Source organism: Acetonema longum DSM 6540, assembly GCF_000219125.1.
In the GTDB taxonomy this organism is placed as follows: Bacteria; Bacillota; Negativicutes; order Sporomusales; family Acetonemataceae; genus Acetonema; species Acetonema longum.
This window is the reverse complement of record NZ_AFGF01000098.1, coordinates 20,082-41,513: the sequence shown is the minus strand read 5'-3', so window position 1 is coordinate 41,513 and position 21,432 is coordinate 20,082. Positions and strand designations below refer to the sequence as shown.

Here is a 21,432-nt window from a genome sequence, read left to right as displayed (position 1 = left end):
TTTTTTTGCCGTCTGTGTATCTAATTAGGAAGCGAGGGTACCGCTAGAATTATACAGCCGGGAACCAAAAGAAGAAGTATTGACCATATGTGTGACGGTCTTAGCAGGAATTATGATATCCCGGAAAATTTCTATGAAGCGGTGTTAGTGCGGGAGAAGTTGCGCGCACGGCTTTTGGCAACAGGGTGGCAAAAAGCCGTCTCTATAAAATAGTAAGCCGGGAAACCTTTGCCTGTATTGGAATTCTGGCCGAGCCGGTAATATGGGATGGGGTGGAAGTCCGGATTTTTCTGGTATCCATAGGCAGTAAGTCCAATAAAACCTGCAAAAATCCATGTTGATAAAGACAATGAAGGGAACGGCACCTTGCGGAGAAGTAAAAAAGCGTCGTTTGCATACTACAAAAAGATCATTCAAACAAACGGTACAGCGCTTGATGCGGCAATAAAATAAGGTCCTAGCGGATTTTTCCTATGTCGGCGTTGCCGCCCAGCCGCCACAGGCTGATATTTGCCGCTCCCTGCCTGGCGGCGATGCCGGTCCAATATTGCAGCGTTTTGGCGTCGGCATACCACACCTGGTAGGAAACGCCGTTCTCCCGGAAAGCGAATGCAACGCTCCGGCTCGCCGCATCCCGGGTGGCTGCCGCGCCATGAAGCGTGGCCAGTGTTCTCGCCTCCACCTCTGTCAGCAGGCGTTTTTCGCCGTTATCGCCCCAGAGGCAGCCGCCGGTGGCAAAGGCAACCGACCTGGCGCCGGGCAGGGACTGCATCCGCTGCAGCGTTTTTTCGATAAAGCTCCGGTCGGCCTTTGGGCCGGGGCCGCTGTGCAGGCCATGCAGGTTATACAGCATGACGACATATTCCGGCCCCTCGGTAAAAGTCGTGCCGGCAAACGGCGCACCCGGTTCCAGCACGATCCTGAGCTGCAGGTTGTTTTGCAGCGTCTTGCGGTAAAGCGAGCGGGTAAATCGCAGGAAAGACTGCCCCACAGCCTGGTCTTTCCATATTCGCTCATAATCAATTTCAATGCCGTCAAAGCCGCCCTGCAAAGCCAGCGCCAGGATTTCGTCAATGTGCTTTTCCATCGAAGCAGCATCGGCAAACAGCCTGCGGAGGACTGCCGTGTCTTTTATGGCCGCCGAGCCGTCGGGATTTTGCTTATCATTGACAAAGGTAAGATACGCTTCATGTTTTTTGCCGGTTTTTTGCAGTTCCTTTTTTTTGTCGATCAGCGCGGGAGGGATGAACAGGCGGTCGTCCTTGTCAAAATAGGCAGCGAAATAAGAGAGGCTGGTCAGTCTTTTTTCCAGCTTGTGCAAATCTTTTTCGCCGGCGGCCAAATCCCAGTAAGCCAGCCAGGCCGACCGCCTGGCTGGCTCTTTGGCGTCCGCTTTGCCGGCGGAGAGGCCGTAAAAGCAGCTGACCAGGCTGAAAACGGCAGAGGCAAATACAATTGCTTTGAGCATTTCACCCAATATCTTTCGCATGGACTTCCTCCCGCGGCTGTAAATGGTTAAAAATTGACAATAAACCAGTTGATGAGCGCCTGCCAATATTTCTTCACGGCGAATTTGACGGCATCCCAGCCTTGCAGCCCGCTGTCGAATAAAATCTTTTCCTCTGCCAGACGGCCCGTGGTTTCGGTGATCACCAGCTTTTCAAACACGCCGTCGTATACATCGTCGGCCGGATTTCTTTGACTCCAGCCATAGCCGCTCCAGGCCGATTCCAGATAAACGGAGCCTGCGGCCGTATTGGATAGTTGTAAATCGGTTACGGCAGCCTGGCCGTCCACTTGCACGCTGATTTTATCTCCCGCGAGAGACAGCGACAGCGTCCGGTCGCCTTTTTCATGCGCGCTGAGGTCAGGAATATAGGCCGCCGCGCCCTGGGCTACGGTGGGGACGTCTTCAAGGCTTTTAGCCTGCAGGCGCTTGGAGTAAAGCCCGGCTTGCCCGGCAGACCCGGCATACTGCAGGAAGGCTTCCAGAGCCCGCATTTCCGCCGCTTTTTTATCCTCCGGAACGGACTGGACGGTCTTGCCATCGTGTTGATCCAGGTTTAGCTTGCATAATTCCGTTTCGCTGCCGCCGGTTTTTTCGGTAATATAGAGGATATTATCCTGTATCGATACGGCCAGGAAGCGGCTGAATTTTTCGCCGGTTCTGAGATAGATTTTCTGCAGGCCCAGTTTGTTTCCCCTGAGCCGCACGGCCAGCTTCAGGTCGGCAAAGTCGTTGCTGTTTTTTAATCGCAGCAGCCCTTTATCGTTTGGCAACGAGGTTAAAATAATTGTTTCTTCTTTCAATTCCGCTGCTCCTTTTAGCGTTTCCCAGGCGTTTTGCTTATCCAGATCGCCTTTGATAAAATCCGCCGGCTGATGGATATCGTATTGGATCCGCATCAGCAAATGATTGGCAGACCAATAGGCCTGGGGCTGCATTCTGGTCAGGTCGTAAATGCTGCTGCTGCGCTGATTGAAACAGAATCCTTCCCAGTTGAAGTTCATCGTAAACAGCGCTTCTATCCAGTGTTTGTTCACAACGCTTACTGCAGCGTTATTGCCGAAGCTGCCGGTATTGGAATGCATTAAGATATGCGTTCCGGGTATATACCCTACCGACCTTGCGTAAATATTCCCCAGCGCTTCATAATCATAGGCAATCCGGTCTTTCATCCGGGTGTGGCTTTCTTTGGGAATACCGTATTCGTCGCGGATATAATCCATTAAATAGTGATTGTATTTGCGTCCTAAATATGGCGCAACTTTGGCATGCTGCAATGGGTTCAGTTCTCCCAGATAATTGCCGTACCGGTCGAATACGTTGATAAATGCCAGACGGTATCCATTGGTGCCCAGTTCCCAAAAACTTGTTTTCTCCAGATTTTTCAACTCGTCCGGCGTTAAAAATTTAGGATCCTGTTTTGCGAAATTTGCCGCATAGGTCAGCATGGTTGCTTTAAAGTTCAATTCTTCGAGGATTTTCTGGGCGAAAATGGCTGTATCCCGCCGGCCGTCTTCAAAGATCAGAAACAGTGATTTTTCCGGCAGTTCCTTGCCTGACCGGTAGTAGTCCGCAATATCCTGCTGGCTGATCGTGACATAGCCCAGCTTTTTCAGCGCCTGCAGATGTTCCCGCAAACGGTCTGTTCCGATCAACGCCTGGGTGCCGGTCCGTTCCACGCCGAAATAGGCCAGCGCGATAAAGCCCTTGTCCCCGGAAAATTTCACCGGCTGTCCGGTATAGGAAATATAGGGGGTTAAGGTAAATAAAGCGTTGGTGCAAAAGGCAGCCACTGCCAGGAGGAAGAGGATCTGCCCGGCTGTACGGATTCGTTTCTTTTTGTTTTTGCGGGCGGTAAATTTCTCATCGGCTGTTGTCATTGTCTTATGCCTTCTTTTGCTGCCGGCGGTTCTTTTTTAACCGCTCCATGATGTCGGCGGGCGTCATGCGCGTTCCCCAGGTAGTTTTCCAGAAGGTCACCCAGGCAACCGGCATCTGCCACAACAGCACGGCCTCGTAATACAGGCAGAACCACAGGCCGAAAATCCAGGTGGAGCTTTTCCGCAGCAGCAGTTGCGCCATGCTCATGAGCATGGCCATCAAAAGAAGGCCGGCCGCAAAGGTCAGCGGAAACACCCGGTGGACCAGGGGAATGTACACCAGGTTATACACAACGGTCACCGGCGCCAGGACCGGGATGAGCAGCCCTGCATAAAAGGATAGGGCCATAAACGGTTCTTTGCGCCACATGAAGCCGGCGGCAATCAGCGATTCCCTGAGCCAGGAGCGCTTCCAGCGCATCTGCTGTTTCAAAAAAACACGATAGGTGTTGGGGACGATGGTATGGCAGACGGCCGTATCCTGATAAACGGTCCGGTTGCCGCGCAAGATAAAATTGGTCATGCTGCGGTCATCGCCGAAGGTGGCTTTCTCGCCGAGAAATGTCTGCTGCAGCCAGCTGTCCAGATGCCTGACCACCAGAGCTTTTCTGTAACAGGAGAGAGGGCCGGATAAACAGGTGACGGCGTCAAAATAGCTTTCCGCCGCTTTCATGATGCGAAAGGCGATAAAATAGCGCACAGCCTGCATTTTCGTCAGGGCGTTGGTATAGGTGTTGGCCACGTCGGTCCGGCCGGTGACCCCGCCCGTTTTGGCGTCTTTGAACGGCTGGACGACGTTGCGGATGGCAAACGGTTCTAAAAAGCTGTCCGAATCCACAAACACCACCAGTTCATGCCTGGCCATCAACGTTCCCCGCGCCAGGGCCTCCCGTTTGCCGGCGTTCTTTTCCTGGCAGAGATAGTGCAGCCTGTCGCCGACCCGGTAATATGGCTCCTGGGTTTTCAGCTTTTCCACGATTTCTTTGATTCTCGCAACCGATTGGTCGTCGGAGTGGTCGTCGACGATGATCACTTCCAGCTTATCGCTGGGATAATCCTGATTCAGGCAGCCTGCAATCGTTTTTTGTATCCAGGTTTCCTCATTGAAACAGGGCACGATGATGGAAACTCCGGGCGTAAAGTCTTTGTCGATGGGAACAGGGCGGTAAAAGGAGGCGAACAGGTAACGGGTCAGCAAAAAAGTAGCCGCAATGATGCTGTACAGATACAGGGTTTGATTAAATTTAAAATACAGTACGCTTTCCGCCCGCAGCAGCAGGATGCAGGCGGTAATCACAAACAGCAGGAAAGCGGCCGCCGGCAGCAGATAGCGGCTTTTCCTCCTGGCCGCATACTGAGCCAGCGATTGGGCAAATTCCACGCCGCACCGCGTTTTCCCGTCCGGGCTTTCACTCAGGCGGATAAATTTAGCCGCCATACGGACTTTCATTTCATATCCTTCCGGCATGGTGCCGGGCGCGATGACAAACTTCAGGCTGATTTTCTCCGCCTGCCGCAAGTCTTGCCCGACTTCCGGGGGGACTTCCAGCAGCATGCCGGTCGTGGAAATATCGATTCCTTTTACCGGACAGGCAACACTCTTGCCGGCGGCAAGATAACGGAGGGAAACGTCATAATCAATCAGATATCTTCTGCCCATCGTTTGGCTGACGATCAAGCCTGCCGCATCGTCCGGGGCGGTGTCTGTTTTCAGACGGCGCCTGTCGGCGTTTGTCCGCAGTCCTTCCCGGTCGGGAACTTTGGCGAGCCGTCTGCGGTCCGGCCTGTCGAGCAGCAGGACATCGGTTTCTTTTTTTATTTTTTTGCCGGAATACTTTGTTTCTTATCCGCATGATCCACATTCCCGCCATTTTCCAGCTGCCTGCTGCAGCTTATTCAACCAGGCACCCGCGACTGGACCGGTAGAACAGGCCAAACCCTGTTCACAGCCTGTTTAATTGCAGCGATTGCTTCCGGCTGATCTGCGAATACCCGGCGGATAAATAATCAGATAACCGGCCGGCTTTGAATTTGGCAGGATCGGAATCCGTCCTGGCGGCATTGGCGGTCAGCAGAATGTCCAAAGCCATTGCCGTGTATGCCGAACTGTCGCTCATATGCATGATTAAAACCGCGCCTCTTTTTAGTTCCCCTTTTTCCGTATAAACCACGTCTTTCATTGTTCTCACAAGCTGCGGCGCATTTTCCGCCGTATAGTCGTAGGTGTTGCCCGAGCCGGCGACAATGTATTCGCAGCCGGCGTCAAAGGCTGCTTCCAGCCCCGTTTTGCTGATCGCCAGCGTCGGTGGGCGGAAAAAACGGGTCAGGGCCGGCCGGCCGTTCACAAGAACATCTCCGGTGACAGCCCGCAATTTTCGGTAGGCTGCGGCAAGGTCGGCGCGATATTCGTCTTTATCCTGGGTTTGTACCAGCCGGCCGGTTCGCGGATCGCGAATGACCAGCGGCAGATGCTGATCGGAATGGCTGGCGATTTCATGGCCTTCCATGGCAATCGCCCGGAGCAGGTTCGGATTATATAATACGTTATTGGTCGTAATGAAAAACGTCGCCGTAACCCGGTGCTTGCGCAGAACATACAGCAGCTTATTGATCGCGGCGTCTGTTCCCAGTCGTCAAAAGTGAGAAAAATAACCCTGTCCTCCGTATGGATCAAGCCGCTGGTATCGAGGCGGCGGGTCTCCATTTTCGAGAAGCCTAGCATACGGTCTTCGTAATTGACATCTTTATGGCCGATATACCGCTTGGCGGCTTCGGCCATTACATTGCGCCCTGTGATTCTTACACTGGGACCGTCGTAGCGTAAGCCGCCCGGAATGGTCGCCGGATCGGCCGGATATTGATAGATAAACCGGCTGTGCCTGAGCAGCTCGCCGACCGGCTTTATCGCATACTGCGAATCATTGGCCGGGTTATTGGCGGGATTGTCGTAGGAGGGTGCATAGGCAATGTTATCCACTTTGCGCCATTTAATGGTTTCGACCAGATCGCCAGCCAGACGCTCATTGCTATAATAGTCCATTCTGAAATGGACGATCTGCCCCCGGGATAAAGACAGGGCAAATTTGCCGAAAATCTCGGCCATCACCTGGTCGGCGGCCGTATAGTCCTTATGCCTGCTTTGCACCACATTGACGGATTGGCCAATCAGCCTATATCCCAGACCGGCAACCGCTTCTTTTGTCGTGTCCGACACGGCTCCCCAGGGCTGTTTTACCAGGCCGGTGGTCACCCCGAACTGCTCCTGCAGCAGCCTGCCGGTAGCTAAAATCATCCGGCGGGTTTCGTCCGGCGCTTCCCCGTCTTTCGGCCGTATGGCAATGCCGATTTCGTGCCCGTCGGCGATAATTTTCCGCAGCGTTGCCGGATGCCGCCGGATTTCCGGTTCCATGACGAAAAACGTCGCCCTGATGCCCAGACCGCGGAGCCGCCGGAGCACATCGCTCACTGCCGCCTCCCTGCTTAAGCCGCCGAAGGTAAAGGAGAGCGCCGGCTCGGTAGTAGGAATCACCCTGATTTCCTGTGCCTGGTTATCGGCAGCTGTCGCCTGAACTGTACGGATGGAAAATAAAGCGGCAGCCTGTTCTGGCAGAAGTGAAAATAGTCCGATAAACGGGATTCCGGTCAGATAAACGCCCAACAGCAGCAGAACCGGCACCAGCAGTATTGTTTTATATTTCACGCATATCACCGCCTTGTACTTAAAGGCTCCAGTAGGAATAACCGCTTTCTTCCATTACTTTACGCTCAAATATATGCTTGATATCAATAATGACATGACGGGTTTGCCGCCCTGGCTGCTTGAACATGCCGGCCAGATTCGCCGGCTGTAGTTCCCGGAAGTGTTGATGGGCAACTAAAAATACCAGGCAATCGGCATTTTTGACCTCTTCCAGCCTGACAAGCGGCAGGCAGTATTCTTTTTTAAATTCTGCGGGATCAACAACCGGGTCAGCCACTTTTACCTGAATTCCATATCCGGCAAGGTGCCTGCAGACGTCGACGGCCTTTGAATTGCGCATATCCGGGCAATTTTCTTTAAAGGTAATTCCCATAATATAAATGTTGGCTCTTTTTAGATTTTTATTGGCTTGAATCACTTTTTTTATAATGTTGTCAGCGACAAAGCCGGCCATGGCATCGTTAATTTTTCTGCCGGCGGCAATAAGCTGCGAGTGATACCCCAGCATCTGGAACTGATAAATGAAGTAATACGGGTCCACGCCGATGCAATGCCCGCCTACCAGGCCGGGTTGAAACCGCAGGGCATTCCATTTGGTGTTCATGGCGTCGATTACATCTTTGGTGTTGATTTTCATGCGGTCGAATGCCAGGGCCAGTTCATTCATAAAAGCAATGTTAATGTCTCTCTGGGCATTTTCAGCCAGCTTTGCCGCTTCCGCCACCTTAATGCCGGCTGCTTTATATACTCCCGCCTGAATAATCAGTTCATAAATCGCCGCAACCGTTTCCAATGTTTCCTCATCTGTCGCGGCAACAATCTTCCGGATATTTTCCAGTCTTTGCACTTTATCGCCGGGATTGATTCTTTCCGGTGAATAGGCTACCCTGAAATCTTTGCCGCATGCCAGGCCTGATTTCGACTCTAACACCGGAATGCAAATATCCTCGGTAACCCCGGGATACACCGTCGATTCAAAAACGACAATACTGCCCGGCGTCAGATTTTCCCCGATCAGTGCACTGGCGCTGACAACGGACGTTAAATCCGGGGTTTTATCTCCATTGACCGGCGTCGGCACTGCAACAATGATCACGCGGGCTTCTTTCAGCCGGGCTGGATCAGTAGTAAATTCCAGTGTCGTGCTTTGGAGCTTCGCCGTTTCGACTTCATGGGTAGGATCAATTCCCTGCTGATAAACAGCCACTTTTTCCGGATTAATATCAAAGCCAAGGGTCCGGACTTTTCCGGCAAACGCAACCGCCAGCGGCAACCCTACATAGCCAAGGCCTACAACTGCCAGCAAAGCTTCTTTTGCCTGTAATTTTAATAAAATTTCCATATATTCCGATTTCACCTGCTAATGTATTTAAAAATATTGCATGAGGTAACTCCACCAGGTTCTGGCGCTATCGCCGGAGGCTTTTTCTGACAGGTCGTAATATTCGAGGCCTGCCACAAAATTCGCCGCCACCGTATAGCCCATTCCTAAGCCGTAGCCCTTAAATCCTTGCATCCGGCTGCCGGGGCCGTTCATTCCATGCATAATATAGGTTCCCTGCGGCTGATTGTAATATTTGGCAAACAGGCTGTAGGTGCCCGGACGCCAGGTTTTTAAACCGCCGTAGTTAAAACTCAACACATAGCCGTCATGATCTCCCTGGCTGTCTTGCAGCGTTGCGCTCAAAATCGTGGCTCCTACGCCAAAATTGCTGAAATTGTAATTTCCGCCCAGAGACCGGATCGTATTTTTCTGATCTGTGTCTGTCCGATAGTGATAGACGCCGGCTTCCAGGTTGTAATCAAAATCCTCGTAGCGTGCCGTGGCTATCGCCGTTTCCTTTGAATGCCCGGTTTCCCCGTAACTCAGCCTGTATTTCACCGGTTCGCCGAAATTAAGCTGAATGCCGTCAAAACCGCTGTCGTAAATATTTCCTTCAGCCATAAGGTGGCTGAAAGACCCTGCCCGCAGCAGCGACCGGCCTAATTTCCCTTCCAGGAAAAGATAAGGCAGGCCGGCATGGTTATCATAATTGAGGATATTTCTTTTGCCCTCCAGCATGCCGTGGATGCGCCAATCCGGGCGGGTCTCAGCATCAAAGGCCAGGCGGGCGCGGAAGCCGGATATATCCTGACCCCAAAGGCCGGCGCCGCTGTTCAGGGCATAATGATAGCGGACTTCGCCGGCGGTATTGATTTTATCGCCGGCCCGGCGGCTGTCCTGGCCAGTCTGCATTAATTCATGGATCAGAGCCGCGTGGGTTTCCGGGTCGATGTCCCCTGAGCTTGTTGCGGGGGGAGCGCCGGCATCGGCTGCCTGGCGCGGCGTTTTGCCATTACGTCGAGGCTGCGGTGCCGCCGGAGCAGCACCGCTGTTGCCTTTACCGGCATTTGCCTTTACCGGCATTGGTGATGATTTTTGTTGTCAGCAGGGCAATTTTATAGGTTAATTCCGTTTTGGCTATTTCGACATCCGGATTCGGGTCATTCATGATCGCCGTGGTAAGCTGGGCCATTTCATTGGCAAAATCCTTTTTCTGACTGTCGGGCAGCAGCGGCATCACTGTTGCTGTAATCCGGGCATTGGCGTAAGCAACTGTCCTTTTGAAATTTTCCGTATCGGCGGTCGGGACGGATACGATATCGGCCGTAATTTTCGCCAGCTCGTAAGAAATCCTGGCTTTGTTTTCTTCCATATTCTCCCGGGATGCAACCGCAGGGTCGCCGGCGTCCGAAAAACCGCTTGCATATGCTATGTTCCCCGTCCACGGCTCAGCCCCGGCCAGTTCGTCACGGCATGGATTCCCTGCGGGCAGACTGCTGATTACCGTTGCCATGGCAAACGGTAATAGTAAAAACTTTTTCACCAGAACCCTCCCTGCCTGACAAAGTTCGCCTGTGGTAAATTTACCGTCGCATCAGACTGACCGTATGATTTAAGCTAACAAAAAAGCCAGGTTGCAGTTTTGCAACCTGGCAGCCATATACTTAAAGTACGTAGACCCATAGCTTTGCGTCCTTATTTTTCAATAAGTTTGCCGTGTTTATTAAGTTCTCTCATAAGAGATCATGCACTTTATTATGTAGATGGTATTATGGTGACTATTATGACATATTTTTTTATCAAATGCATTAATTTTTTTGACTATTTAGATGCTTTCCGTCTATCGCCGGCGGAAGGCCATGATCAATTAGCTGCATGATCCTGCCGTTTTCGCCGTTTTTGGCAATGCCTGCAATAAAATTCCTGTTAAATATTAACAATCTATCAGATGAACGTGTGTGATTCCAGGCCATTAATCCAGAAGCGGGTTTGGTTGAAAAGCAGCGCCCGGTCCCTTTTTCGTATAAGAAGATCATGTAGCCGTGACAGAAAAAGAAATCATCACTGCATGCTTCCGTTCCTGCGCAGCGCTTTCAGCGCGCGATTGTTCATTTCTACAATCAAGGCGGGGATATTTCTGCATTTTATCCAAGAGGACTTGCGTCCGGCAAATAAAATATTCTTTATATATGAATAGTTGCTTGAATCTTAGAAAAATACGAAGCGGAAAGGATGTGGCTCATGTGGGAGATAAAACAGATTTTTGGGTCCAACGGATTTCACGGCGCAAATTTTTTACATGCAGTGCAGCAACAGTCGGGGGGCTCAGTGCTTTAGGAATGCTTTCCGAAGATATTTTTACCGGGATGGCGAAAATGTCGGAAGCAAGAGTGCCGGAAATGGTTGTACTGACTGCCGGCTCCCATAATTGCGGGGGAAGGTGCCGCATCAAGGCGCATGTCAGCGATGGGATCATTACCCGTATATCCACGGACGACGATATCCCGGATACGCCTCAGATGCCGCAGCTCAGAGGATGTTTGCGATGCCGCTCTTACCGTGACCGGCTTTATCATCCGGATCGGTTGAAATATCCGATGAAACGGGTAGGCAAGCGCGGCGAAGGCAAATTTGAACGCATCACCTGGGATGAAGCATTAACGATCATTGCCGGCCACACTCAGCGTATTATGCAGCAATATGGACCGGAAGCGATCTATATGCAATACGGCAGCGGCATTGCCGGCAAAGTGGCTGAGAGAGTATGGATGTCCCGTCTGCTGGGCATGTACGGCGGGTATTTAAACTACTATGGGACTTACAGCACTGCCTGCACGTCCATGGCCACTCCCTATACCTATGGAACGACGGCTACCGGCAGCAGCCGCGAGACCTGGGCCGATTCCAAGCTGATTATTCTTCTGGGATGGAACCCGGCGGAAACGATCCATGGGACAAACACCGCCTATTACTTAAAACAGGCGAAGGAAGCCGGGGCAAAGATCGTGGTCATCGATCCGATGTATTCCAATACCGCCATAGGGCTGGCCGATGAATGGATTCCCATCCGGCCTACAACCGACAGTGCGCTGCTGGATGCCATGGCGTATGTCATGATCAGTGAAAATCTGCAGGATCAGCCTTTTCTCGACAGATACTGCCTGGGCTTTGATGAAGAACATATGCCTGATCATATTCCGCCGGGGAATTCTTACCGGAGCTATGTAATGGGATCAGGCGACGATAAGACTGCCAAAACGCCTGAATGGGCAGAAACGATCACCGGAATCCCGCGCCATAAAATTATACAGCTGACGCGGGAGTATGCCACGATGAAACCGGGGGCCCTGATTCAGGGATATGGTCCCCAAAGGCATGCTTACGGCGAGCAGGTTGTCCGGAGCGGCACTGTTTTAGCGGCCATGACCGGGAATGTCGGCATAAAAGGCGGCTGGGCGTCAGGAAACGCTTCCCAGGCCCGCAGCCAAAAGATTGGCGCCATCCCTGTCAATAATCCTTGCAAGGCTTCGATCTCCTGCTATATTTGGCCGGATGCGATTCAGCATGGCAAAGACATGGGAACGGAACAAGGGGTAAAAGGCGTTAAAAAATTATCAACCAACATTAAGATGATTTATAACCTCGCCGGAAATTGTCTCATTAACCAGCATTCGGATTGCGGCGGAACCGCCAAGATATTGGAAGATGAAAGCCTGGTGGAATGTATTGTGGCCAGCGAGCATTTCATGACAGCCAGCGCTAAATTCGCCGATATTTTACTGCCGTCTGACAATATGATGGAGCGGGAAGACATTGTTACGCCCTGGGGCTACGGCGACTATATCCTGTATATGAATAAAGCGGTGGATACGGTATTTGAATGCCGCAATGGGTATGACTGGATCTCCGATCTCGCCGAAAAATTAGGTCTGAGAGAAAAATTTACGGAAGGCAAAACATTAGAGCAATGGCTGCGTAAAATAGTGGACGACACGCGCAAGGCAAACCCGGGTTTCCCGTCTTATGAGGAGTTCAAGGCGAAAGGCGTATACCGCTGGCAATATCAAGAGCCCAGCATTGCCTTTCAAAAACAAATTGAAGACCCGGAACATAATCCCTTTCCTACGCCGTCGGGCAAAATTGAGATTTTTTCACCTCGCTTGTGGGCCATGAACAAACCCAAAGAGATTCCTGCCATTCCGAAATATATCGCTGCCTGGGAAGGACCGGCGGACCCGCTGCGCGGCAAGTATCCGCTGCAGTGCATAGGCCATCACTTCAAACGCCGCGTTCATTCGACCTTTGATAATGTTCGCTGGATGGAAGAGGCGGCTCCGCAGGAAGTCTGGGTCAATACCCGGGACGCGGCGGACAGAGGGCTGCAAAACGGTGAGAAAGTAAAGGTTTACAATGATCGCGGCAGTATGATGCTGCCGGTAAAAATTACTCCTCGCATGATGCCGGGTGTGATATCGGTACCGCAGGGAGCGTGGTGGAATCCGGATGCCCAGGGCGTTGACCAGCGGGGATGCACCAATGCCATCACAAAATATCATCCTACTCCGCTGGCATTCGGCAATCCGCAGCACACGAATCTTGTTCAGATTACCAAGGCGTAAGGATGGGGAGGAGTGAGTAAAATGGCCCAGCTTGGCTTCTATTTTCAACAAGAGAATTGTGTGGGATGTTCAACTTGCCAAATCGCTTGTAAAGAATAAAAATAACCTGAAGGTTGGACAACTGTTCCGGAAAGTGACCGAGTACGCCGGAGGGGGATACATAGAAAGCAATGCGGTAGTGACCGGTGATATCTACGCTTATTGGATTTCAATGAGCTGTAATCACTGCGCTGAACCGGCATGCGTCAAAAATTGTCCCACGGGCGCTATGCAAAAACGTAAGGAAGACGGGATTGTGTTTGTCGATCCCAAGAAGTGCATCGGCTGCCGCTATTGCATTATGAGCTGCCCTTACGGCGCACCGCAATACAATCCTGATACGGGAAAAACGGGAAAATGCGATTTGTGCCGGGACCTTCTGGCGGAAGGCAAGAAGCCTGCCTGCGTGACGGCTTGTCCCATGCGGGTGCTGGATGTGGGACCCGTGGAGGAATTGCGTCAAAAATACGGCGGCACAAATTATATCAAAGGCATGCCCAAACCTTCCACAAAGCCGTCGTTAATTATGAAGCCGCATAAAAACGCGATAGCGGATAAGAGCTAAGGAGGCGGGAGCATGAAACACGAATGGCCTTTAGTAGTCTTTACACTGCTTTCCCAGGCGAGTATCGGACTGTTTCTCGCCCATCAGATTTTAAACGGGGAAAGGCGCTTGGCAATAACAAGTATTTTACGCTGGGTCATCGTTTTAATGGGAATTGCGATGGGGACATCGCTGATGCACCTGGGCAGTCCGCTGGCTGCTTATGGAGCGGTTGCCAATATAGGGACGTCATGGCTGAGCCGGGAAATTTTCTTCAGCGGCGGATTCTTCGGGCTGGTTATTGTATGTTACTTTTTGGAAAAACAGGGGCTGGCAAGTGCAGGAATGAACCGGCTGGCAGGATGGGCGGCAGCGCTTGCCGGGGCCCTCTGCCTGATCAGTACGGCGTGTACTTATATCTACACGGCAGTGGCCGCCTGGAGTACGTTCTATACCCACATTGCCTTTTATACCACGGCTGCCATCCTCGGCTTAATAGGCTATGCGGTTCTGCTGTGGCAATTGCCGCAAGAGCAGGAGCAGCCGACTGTGCCTGCGGCCCTGGCCGGCATTTCCGCGTCTGTCGTGCTGCAGTTAACCGGCATGGCGGCATATCTGGTTTTTGTGAACGGGGCAGGTCTGGCGCAGCAAAGCATAAAACTGCTTTATGATCAAATGTCTCTGTTTATAGCAGGACAACTATTGGCAGTGGGCAGCATTGCCTCGATGTTCCGGTTTCACAAAAAATACAGGATGGGGTCTGCGGATGCAAAGACCTGGCTGCAGGGAACCTTTGCGATGATACTGCTGTCGGCCATTATCGGACGATATCTGTTTTATGGGATCGGCGTACCCTTTATCGGGAAATTTTAACTCTTTTATGACAGTGAAATCCTTATATATGCTTATAAAAGTGTTTGCGTAACAGGCAAACACTTTTATATTGATGATGGATGATTGTTGTGCGGGGAGATTTATGTAAGAAGGTACTGTGTAAATAGTGTATAATTTATACAGGAGATGCTGTAATACAGGAATTAACGCGGAGGAACTATGCGGACGGAAGTGTTTCGGCATGTATGCCCGAGTAATTGCTATAGCACGTGCGGGCTTATCTCCCGGGTGGAAAACGGTAAAGTCCGGCAGATTCAGGGAGACCGGCAGCACGGGTATACCAAAGGGTATATATGTGCCCGGGGGCAGAGTTATATACGGTCTTTGTATCATAAGGAACGTATTTTATATCCCATGCTGCAGCAGCCGCGGCGTTCGGGAAGATGGATCCGCATTGACTGGCCTGTGGCAGTTGACATCATGGCGGAAAAAATACTGAGTCTTTCTGCGCAATTCGGCTCTTTTGAGCCCATTTGCTGTTATAGCAACTCGGGAAACATCAGCCTGCTGCATCGGGCATGGAGCTGGCTGGCCAATAGCCTGGGGGCGACAAACACCGCGGGATCCATATGCTGGGGTGCGGGGCTGGACGCTTTGCACTTCGATGTCGGGGATTATATGCAGCTGGACCCGTCGGCTATGGGGCAAACGAAACATATCATTTGCTGGGGAAGCAATCCTGCCTGGACCGCCATTCACCAGATGGATTATATCAATCAGGCGCGGGAACTGGGGGCAAAGCTTGTTGTTATTGATCCGGTCTACACGGCTACTGCGGCGCAGGCGGATTTGTATGTGCAGATACGGCCGGGGTCCGACGGGGCTTTGGCATTGGGAATGGCAAAGCATCTTTATGAAAACAACCTGGTCAACCATGGCTTTGTTGAAAGCTATACGGTGGGCGGAGCTGATTTTTTTCAATATTTAGATACTATAGACCTGCAAAAGATGTCGGATATCACCGGGGTACCCTCAATGCTGATGCGAAGGCTGGCCGAAGAATATGCCGCCCAACCGGCAGCGCTTTGGATTGGACTGGGAGTGCAACGCCATATCAATGGCGGGCAAAACGTGAGATGCATTAACGCCTTGTCTGCCATTACGGGGCATATTGGGGAAAAGGGAGGGGGTGTCTACTTTGCCAATCCGTCCATCAGCCGGCTTCTCATGAAGCATGTGAAGGAGTGCGAGGGACTGACAGATCCCGGACGGGTCATTTTTGCCCATGACTTGGCCGCCGGTTTGGCAAAAATAGAGAATCCTCCGATCAAAATGCTGATATTGGCGAATGCCAATCCGCTGACCCAAAACGCGGAAGTCGATATGATCCGCAAACATATAAAACAGTTGGATATGGTTGTCGCAGCGGATTTATTTCTCACGGCTACGGCCCGGGAAGCGGACCTGTTTCTGCCGGTGACCACTTTTCTGGAGCACTGGGACCTCACCCCCAGCTACTGGCATAACTGGCTGGGCATTAATCAGCCTGCGATTTCACCGGTTGGGGAGTGCAAGTCCGATATTGACATCGTTAATCTTCTGGTTCAAAAACTGAATGAGCGTAAGCCCGGATCGAATTCATTTCCTGCCGGCAAAACGGAGAAAGAGTGGCTTGCGGATATTATGGCGCCTGAAATGTGCAAACTGCTGGGGATTTCCGACGTATGGGAATTGCTGGACGGACCCCGCCCTTTCAAGTTTCCGGGAAATCCATGGGAACAGGGCGCTTTTTCTACTCCCTCGGGAAAATATGAGCTGTTTTCACTGCAGGCGCAAAAAGCGGGGCTGCCGCCATTGCCGGTATACACGCAGGCTGCCTGTGGAACGCATAAATATCCCTATCGGCTTTTAACACCGCACAGCCGGGATGGGATCAATTCCCAGCCGCATGAGCGTGAACCCCGGGAGCGAATTTTCGCCTATCTTCATCCTGAAACCGCCAGGAAAAGCAAAATCGTTGAGGGAAAAACCGGCCGCCTGATGAACGACCGGGGCGAAATAGCCGTGACCTGCAGGATCACTTCATTTGTACCGGAGGGAACGGTTGTTATCTATCAGCCGCCGGCAGTTGAAATTGCTTTAAATTGCCTGGTTCCTCCCTTGAGAACCGATATGGGGGGAGCGGCCGCCGGTGGTCCCGCCATAGCCTACTATGATACATTTGTCAATATTATGCCTGTGTAACAAGGAGGGATAAAGGATATCATGCAATTTGGCTTTATTATCGATCCCAGCCGCTGCATCGGCTGCCGGGCCTGTGAAAAAGCGTGCCGGAAGGAAAAAGACGAACCGTTTCCGTTGCGTACGGTACAATTGGTTGTGGATAAGGGCAAAAAGCATCATTATTTTATATCCATGTCCTGCAATCATTGTGAAAATCCCGAATGTTTCAGGGTCTGTCCCGAGAAAAGCTATACTAAAAGAAGGGACGGAGTCGTCGTGCATCAGACGGGGCGCTGTACGGGATGCAGCCGGTGTGTTAAGGCCTGTCCCTTTGGCGCACCCCGTTTTAACCCGCAGACGGGAAAGGTAGATAAATGCGATTTATGTATAGAACATATTAGTATGGGGCGCCAGCCGCTTTGTGTTCTCAGCTGTCCGACAAAGGCCCTGCAGGTAGTGTCTGATATTACAGACCATGGATTGCCTGGGAAAATACAGTTTCCCGGGGCAGAAGGCATAAACTTAACGCATCCCAGTCTGCGTATACGGGAGATAAAAAGAGGAGAAGCGTATTTTCTTTGATAAAACAAAGGTTGGAGCTACTATGACGGAAATGACAGAAAGCAATGTTTGGCAGCTTTTTTTGGACTTAGCCGCGCAAGGGAAAGGAATTTCCGCCATTGCGCATTTACTTGCAGAGATCGTGGGCCGGGAAGCGGTCATTTGCGATGTGCATCTCAATAGCCTGACCGGCTTTATTGCCGGGGACGCCAGCGTGGAGCAGCCGGAAGGTTTTATAGCCGGAGATGCCGTCGGGAGGCTGCTCAGCGACGGAGAGTTTTTTTACGGAGATATCGAGTGCGGCAAGGCTCCCAGATCATGTCTCATGAAACCCATAGGAGATTCCTTGCTCTACGGGTATTGCTTCATTCTTGACAGCGGGCAGGAGCGGGAAAGGTTTAAAGAGCCTCTGAGAGCGGCGGCGCTGGGGGCGTTGGCTGAGTTGTCACGCATGAAACGTGAGCGGGATATTGAGAGAAAATATCATAATGATTTTATCCAGGACATTTTATACAATAATTTGCCAAACCGGGAAGCCATATACGATAAAGCGGGCATTTGGGGGTGGGATCTGGCCAAACCCCATAGTGTCGTTATTGTCGGCGCCGATCCGGGTGAATTGCCGGAAAGGGCTAATTTGCCGGTAGAGCGGATGTATCATTGGAGCAGGGAATATGTGCGGGAGAATAACTCCCAAACGATAATCGCCGATCGGAACAGCCAAATCATTTTGCTCGTCCCGCAGGAAATTCCCGATAAAGGTTCCTATAAGCACAGGCTTCAGCCATGGGTCACAGGATTATGTCAGTACATAAGCAAGCATACTGATGATTATTCTTTTTCGGCGGGAATAGGGCGTCTGTACCCTGGCGTAACAGACTTGTACCGGGCTTATCAGGAGGCTAAGATTGCACTGGATATCCATCGTTTGTTAAAACGAAAGGCCAGCATAAGCTTTTTCGATGAACTGGGAGTATTGCGGCTTGTTTATAATCAGGGCGAACAGGAGCTAAAGGAATATTGCCAGGAGACTTTAGGCTTGCTGGAAGAATATGACCGGATTTATGGCGCCGATTTATTGCAAACTCTAATCGCCTTTATTTATACCTCCGCCGATTTCGGCAAGACCGCGGAGGCGCTGTTTGTCCATGTAAATACCTTGCGATATCGTTTGAAAAAGATCGAAGAAATAACGGGCAAAGATTTAAAGAATCTGAGCGTGCTGGCTAATTTCCATGTAGCGCTGCAGATAAAAACGATGCTAAGCAATATGGACCGCGGAGACTAGGGGAGTGGGATGAATATGAAGAAAAACGCTGATTGGATAAAAGACTGGCTGCGGTGGAGAGGGGCCATTTATCGTTTTATTGCGCAATTCTATTTAGAAGGCCCCACAGATGCTTTTTTAGACAATACAAGAGAAGCGAATCTGATGAGCGTGTTAGCCGAAGATCTCAGCAAAGAGGAATTCCTGCGAGGCTGCAGGCTGATCGCACAAGACTTGACCCGGTCTCAGGAACCGGAATATAAAAGAGCGCTGCGGGAAGATTTTAAGCGGCTGTTTGTGGGGCCGGGACATTTAGAGGCGCCTCTTTGGGAGTCCGTCTATCGCACGGAAGAAAAAATCCTTTTTGGCGAGCCGACAATGGCCGTGAGACGGTTTTATCAATCGTCCGGGGCAGCTATTGCGAAGCAAAATAATGAACCCGAGGATCATATCGGCATTGAGCTTAATTTTATGGCCCGGCTGTGCGAGGAGGCCATAAAGTTTGAAAACTTAGATGAGATGATAGAAGGACTGGACTGCCAAAAGCGTTTCTTGCAGGAACATCTTTGGCAATGGGTGCCTGCGTTTTGCCGAGTGGTTTTGGGTGCAGCGAATACTGATATGCTGCGCGGTCTTTCCATCATTACCCGGGAATGGGTGCAGCATGAGGCTGGGGAGCTTGCGGCAATGCTGCAAACCATTCAGGAGTCGGAATTTCGGGACTCAGAGTCCTCCTGAATCCCAAAGTTTCTGAAATGAGTTTTAATCAGCGAAGCATTCTCTGGAAAAAACAAAAATAAAAGACCACGTTATTCCGCGCTGATGCGCGGGGAAACGCGGCCTTTTTTAAGCCGGGAAACTATAGTTAAAACATGATGGAAGCAATCATGAGCTGAGTTTTCGCCCGTGGACCTGTTTGACGGTTTCGCTCAGCTTGTGTACAGAGGCTTCCACTTCTTTGGCGGACAGGTTGGGGTTAGCCAGGTAGGAATTTTCTTCCTCAGTCAGATCATACCAGCGATTCCCCAGCAGGGAGAAGCAGCGGGTCTTGAGATCCTGGCTGACCCAGAGCAGGGCCCGGAAAATATCCTGGGCCGGCAGGGAGTCAAATACCTCCTGCAGCAGGGCATCGTCCAGCATCTGCAGCACATTCACCGGGCGAGTCACGATTTTGCGGGTCTCTTCCGGCACAGAGGCGTAATCCTCCGGCTTGATCAAGGACACGTGCCGGCGGCGGGGCAGTCTGATTTCGCCGGCATCGCTCAAATCCTGGATGGCGTTCATAATCCGGCGGCGGGTCTCCCAGACCTCTTTAGGGTCGATTTCCTTGTCGCTGAGATATTCGCACTCTTCCAGCAGATGCTGTCCGGAGCGGGTGGAAATGTTTTTCAGTATTTTATTTTTCAATTCCTCCCCGGCGCCGGTCAAGGCCAGCGGGAATTTGCTCAGGTCCAGTTTTCTCAGGATCGCTTGCAGCTCCAGGTCTTGTATACGGTTCAGGTCTTCAAAGAAAAACAGGCGGTCTTCCAGCTGGGACGCCAGATCCGGGTCCAGCTTATGCAAGGACTGCAGGATGTCTTTCACAGCTTCCGGCTGTATGCCCTGCAGGATCCGGGCGACAGTTTCCGGCTGGCAGTGGACCAGGGATTGTGTGGCGGCGGCTGTTTCCGCCCCAAAGGCGCTTCCCAGAAGGGATATGAGCGCCGGAGGATTTTTTTGCGCCTGCAGCAGCCACAGAATGATTTCAGGCTGCGCCTGGCCTGGCAGAGAGGACAGCAGAGAGGCGGCCCCCTGCGCATCGGAGCAGGCGAGCAGCAAGGCTATGATTTGTTTAGCCAGTTCCGGTTCATGACCGGCCGGGCGGATGTTTTTCGTGGTATCAATACCGGTTGGAGTGTAGTTCATTTCGTTGCACCTCCTCGATACCATTATTCGCGACGATTTTGGCTATTCCTGCCGAATTTTTTCTTGCCTGACGCTGTACGGAAAAACATCTCTTTGGTACAATATAAATATACTGTATAAAGAGTTTCCAAATAATGGACGGGATTGTCCCATACAATTGTTTAAACTGAAGGAGAAAATAATGGTTAAAACCCGGGATTTATGGCGGGGTATTGCCAGGCGATGCTCGGCGGCAGTCTGTTTGCTGCTTGCCGTTGCGGCGACGGGCCTGGCGGCTTCCCTGACGGATACGGAAAAAGACATGACGGATAGAGATGTACATATTGATCATATGGATGAAGGGAGTACCGAATTCTATTTTTCGCTGGAACAGGGTTTCCTGCGGCCGGAGGAACAAGCAGGATGGTATTATCCTCTGACAGTCGGCAAGGTAAAAACTTGGGGCACGCCCATTCTGGGAGAGCCGGAATTATCGGCGGAGCAGATGGAGAACTATCTCCGCCGCAAAAATCCTCATGCGCCGAATGTGGCCAGACTTTATATCGATATTGGCCGGGATATGGGGATTCGCGGCGATATCGCCTTTGCTCAGACATTGCTGGAAACCGGATTTTTCCGCTACGGCGGCGATGTGGTGCCGGAGCAGAACAATTTTTCCGGTCTGGGCACAACCGGCCGGGGCGTCAGAGGCTATTACTTCGCGACACCCCAGGATGGTGTGCGGGCTCAGCTGGAACACCTGTGGGCTTATGCCACGACTCGGCCGGCGCCCCGCAAGCCGATTGACCCCCGGTTTAACTATGTCACCCGGGGAAGCTGCCCTACCTGGGAAGAGCTGGGCGGCAGGTGGGCGTATCCCGGCTATGCGGCCTGGAAATACGCCTCGTTCGAGGAAGCCTTTGCCGCCGGGGAGACCTATGGCCAACTGATTTTACGTATTTACGAGGACATAAAGAATTTTAACGGCTAGAGCCATGTGCAGTAAAATTTTCCTGAAAACCGGCAGGAGTTCTATTCCTGCCGGCGAAG

15 protein-coding genes, 2 pseudogenes and 1 riboswitch are annotated in these 21,432 nt (G+C 51.6%); of the genes and pseudogenes, 8 read left to right on the top strand and 9 right to left on the bottom strand.

All coding sequences use genetic code 11. The features are described from left to right. Window positions 1-457: 457 nt before the first annotated feature. From ALO_RS11105 to ALO_RS11075, 8 genes and pseudogenes are all read right to left on the bottom strand, one after another. Window positions 458-1,489, bottom strand: a complete 1,032-nt coding sequence (locus tag ALO_RS11105) for a glycoside hydrolase family 18 protein (protein WP_004095780.1) — start codon at window positions 1,487-1,489, stop codon at window positions 458-460. 26 nt (window positions 1,490-1,515) lie between these two features. Next, window positions 1,516-3,387: a polysaccharide deacetylase family protein gene (locus tag ALO_RS11100; protein WP_004095778.1), complete on the bottom strand. Its 1,872-nt coding sequence runs from the start codon at window positions 3,385-3,387 to the stop codon at window positions 1,516-1,518. Between the two features lie 4 nt (window positions 3,388-3,391). Continuing rightward, a complete protein-coding gene (locus ALO_RS11095; RefSeq protein ID WP_004095776.1) occupies window positions 3,392-5,047 on the bottom strand; it encodes a glycosyltransferase family 2 protein in 1,656 nt (551 codons plus the stop codon). 283 nt (window positions 5,048-5,330) lie between these two features. Next, the gene (locus tag ALO_RS23150) at window positions 5,331-5,945 is read right to left on the bottom strand and encodes a polysaccharide deacetylase family protein (protein WP_238528259.1); all 615 of its coding nucleotides are present in this window, start codon (window positions 5,943-5,945) and stop codon (window positions 5,331-5,333) included. A gap of 668 nt (window positions 5,946-6,613) precedes the next feature. Then, window positions 6,614-6,853, bottom strand: a pseudogene (locus ALO_RS23145) (polysaccharide deacetylase family protein); the annotation flags it as partial. Between the two features lie 253 nt (window positions 6,854-7,106). Further along, window positions 7,107-8,429 (bottom strand): nucleotide sugar dehydrogenase, encoded by a 1,323-nt coding sequence (locus ALO_RS11085; RefSeq protein WP_004095763.1) that lies wholly within the window; start codon window positions 8,427-8,429, stop codon window positions 7,107-7,109. Between the two features lie 27 nt (window positions 8,430-8,456). Further along, a complete protein-coding gene (locus tag ALO_RS11080) occupies window positions 8,457-9,494 on the bottom strand; it encodes a hypothetical protein (RefSeq protein WP_004095761.1) in 1,038 nt (345 codons plus the stop codon). Beyond that, on the bottom strand, window positions 9,469-9,954 hold the full coding sequence (locus ALO_RS11075; RefSeq protein ID WP_004095758.1) for a hypothetical protein: 486 nt from the start codon (window positions 9,952-9,954) through the stop codon (window positions 9,469-9,471). Before ALO_RS11075 ends, ALO_RS11080 begins: the two co-directional genes overlap by 26 nt. A gap of 97 nt (window positions 9,955-10,051) precedes the next feature. Continuing rightward, window positions 10,052-10,137, bottom strand: a riboswitch (cyclic di-GMP riboswitch). A gap of 517 nt (window positions 10,138-10,654) precedes the next feature. On the opposite strand from ALO_RS11075, the gene ALO_RS11070 reads away from it, so the two are divergent. The 7 genes and pseudogenes from ALO_RS11070 (at window position 10,655) to ALO_RS11040 (ending at window position 19,236) form a co-directional block, all read left to right on the top strand. Further along, window positions 10,655-13,030: a DMSO/selenate family reductase complex A subunit gene (locus tag ALO_RS11070; RefSeq protein WP_004095753.1), complete on the top strand. Its 2,376-nt coding sequence runs from the start codon at window positions 10,655-10,657 to the stop codon at window positions 13,028-13,030. A 21-nt stretch (window positions 13,031-13,051) separates the two neighbouring features. After that, window positions 13,052-13,634, top strand: a pseudogene (locus ALO_RS11065) (DMSO/selenate family reductase complex B subunit). A 12-nt stretch (window positions 13,635-13,646) separates the two neighbouring features. Further along, on the top strand, window positions 13,647-14,486 hold the full coding sequence (locus tag ALO_RS11060) for a dimethyl sulfoxide reductase anchor subunit family protein (RefSeq protein WP_004095746.1): 840 nt from the start codon (window positions 13,647-13,649) through the stop codon (window positions 14,484-14,486). Between the two features lie 180 nt (window positions 14,487-14,666). After that, the gene (locus ALO_RS11055; RefSeq protein ID WP_004095745.1) at window positions 14,667-16,691 is read left to right on the top strand and encodes a molybdopterin-dependent oxidoreductase; all 2,025 of its coding nucleotides are present in this window, start codon (window positions 14,667-14,669) and stop codon (window positions 16,689-16,691) included. 21 nt (window positions 16,692-16,712) lie between these two features. Continuing rightward, entirely contained in the window at window positions 16,713-17,252 is a 540-nt protein-coding gene (locus ALO_RS23785; RefSeq protein WP_004095744.1) for a 4Fe-4S dicluster domain-containing protein, read from the top strand. Window positions 17,253-17,274: 22 nt separating this feature from the next. Continuing rightward, on the top strand, window positions 17,275-18,519 hold the full coding sequence (locus ALO_RS20880) for a PucR family transcriptional regulator (protein ID WP_004095743.1): 1,245 nt from the start codon (window positions 17,275-17,277) through the stop codon (window positions 18,517-18,519). 15 nt (window positions 18,520-18,534) lie between these two features. Then, the gene (locus tag ALO_RS11040; protein ID WP_004095741.1) at window positions 18,535-19,236 is read left to right on the top strand and encodes a TorD/DmsD family molecular chaperone; all 702 of its coding nucleotides are present in this window, start codon (window positions 18,535-18,537) and stop codon (window positions 19,234-19,236) included. 147 nt (window positions 19,237-19,383) lie between these two features. On the opposite strand, the gene ALO_RS11035 is transcribed toward ALO_RS11040, so the two are convergent. Then, window positions 19,384-20,403, bottom strand: coding sequence for a FliG C-terminal domain-containing protein (locus tag ALO_RS11035; RefSeq protein WP_004095738.1), 1,020 nt, complete (start codon window positions 20,401-20,403; stop codon window positions 19,384-19,386). Window positions 20,404-20,584: 181 nt separating this feature from the next. On the opposite strand from ALO_RS11035, the gene ALO_RS11030 reads away from it, so the two are divergent. Then, window positions 20,585-21,373, top strand: coding sequence for a glucosaminidase domain-containing protein (locus tag ALO_RS11030; protein ID WP_004095736.1), 789 nt, complete (start codon window positions 20,585-20,587; stop codon window positions 21,371-21,373). Window positions 21,374-21,432: the final 59 nt, after the last annotated feature.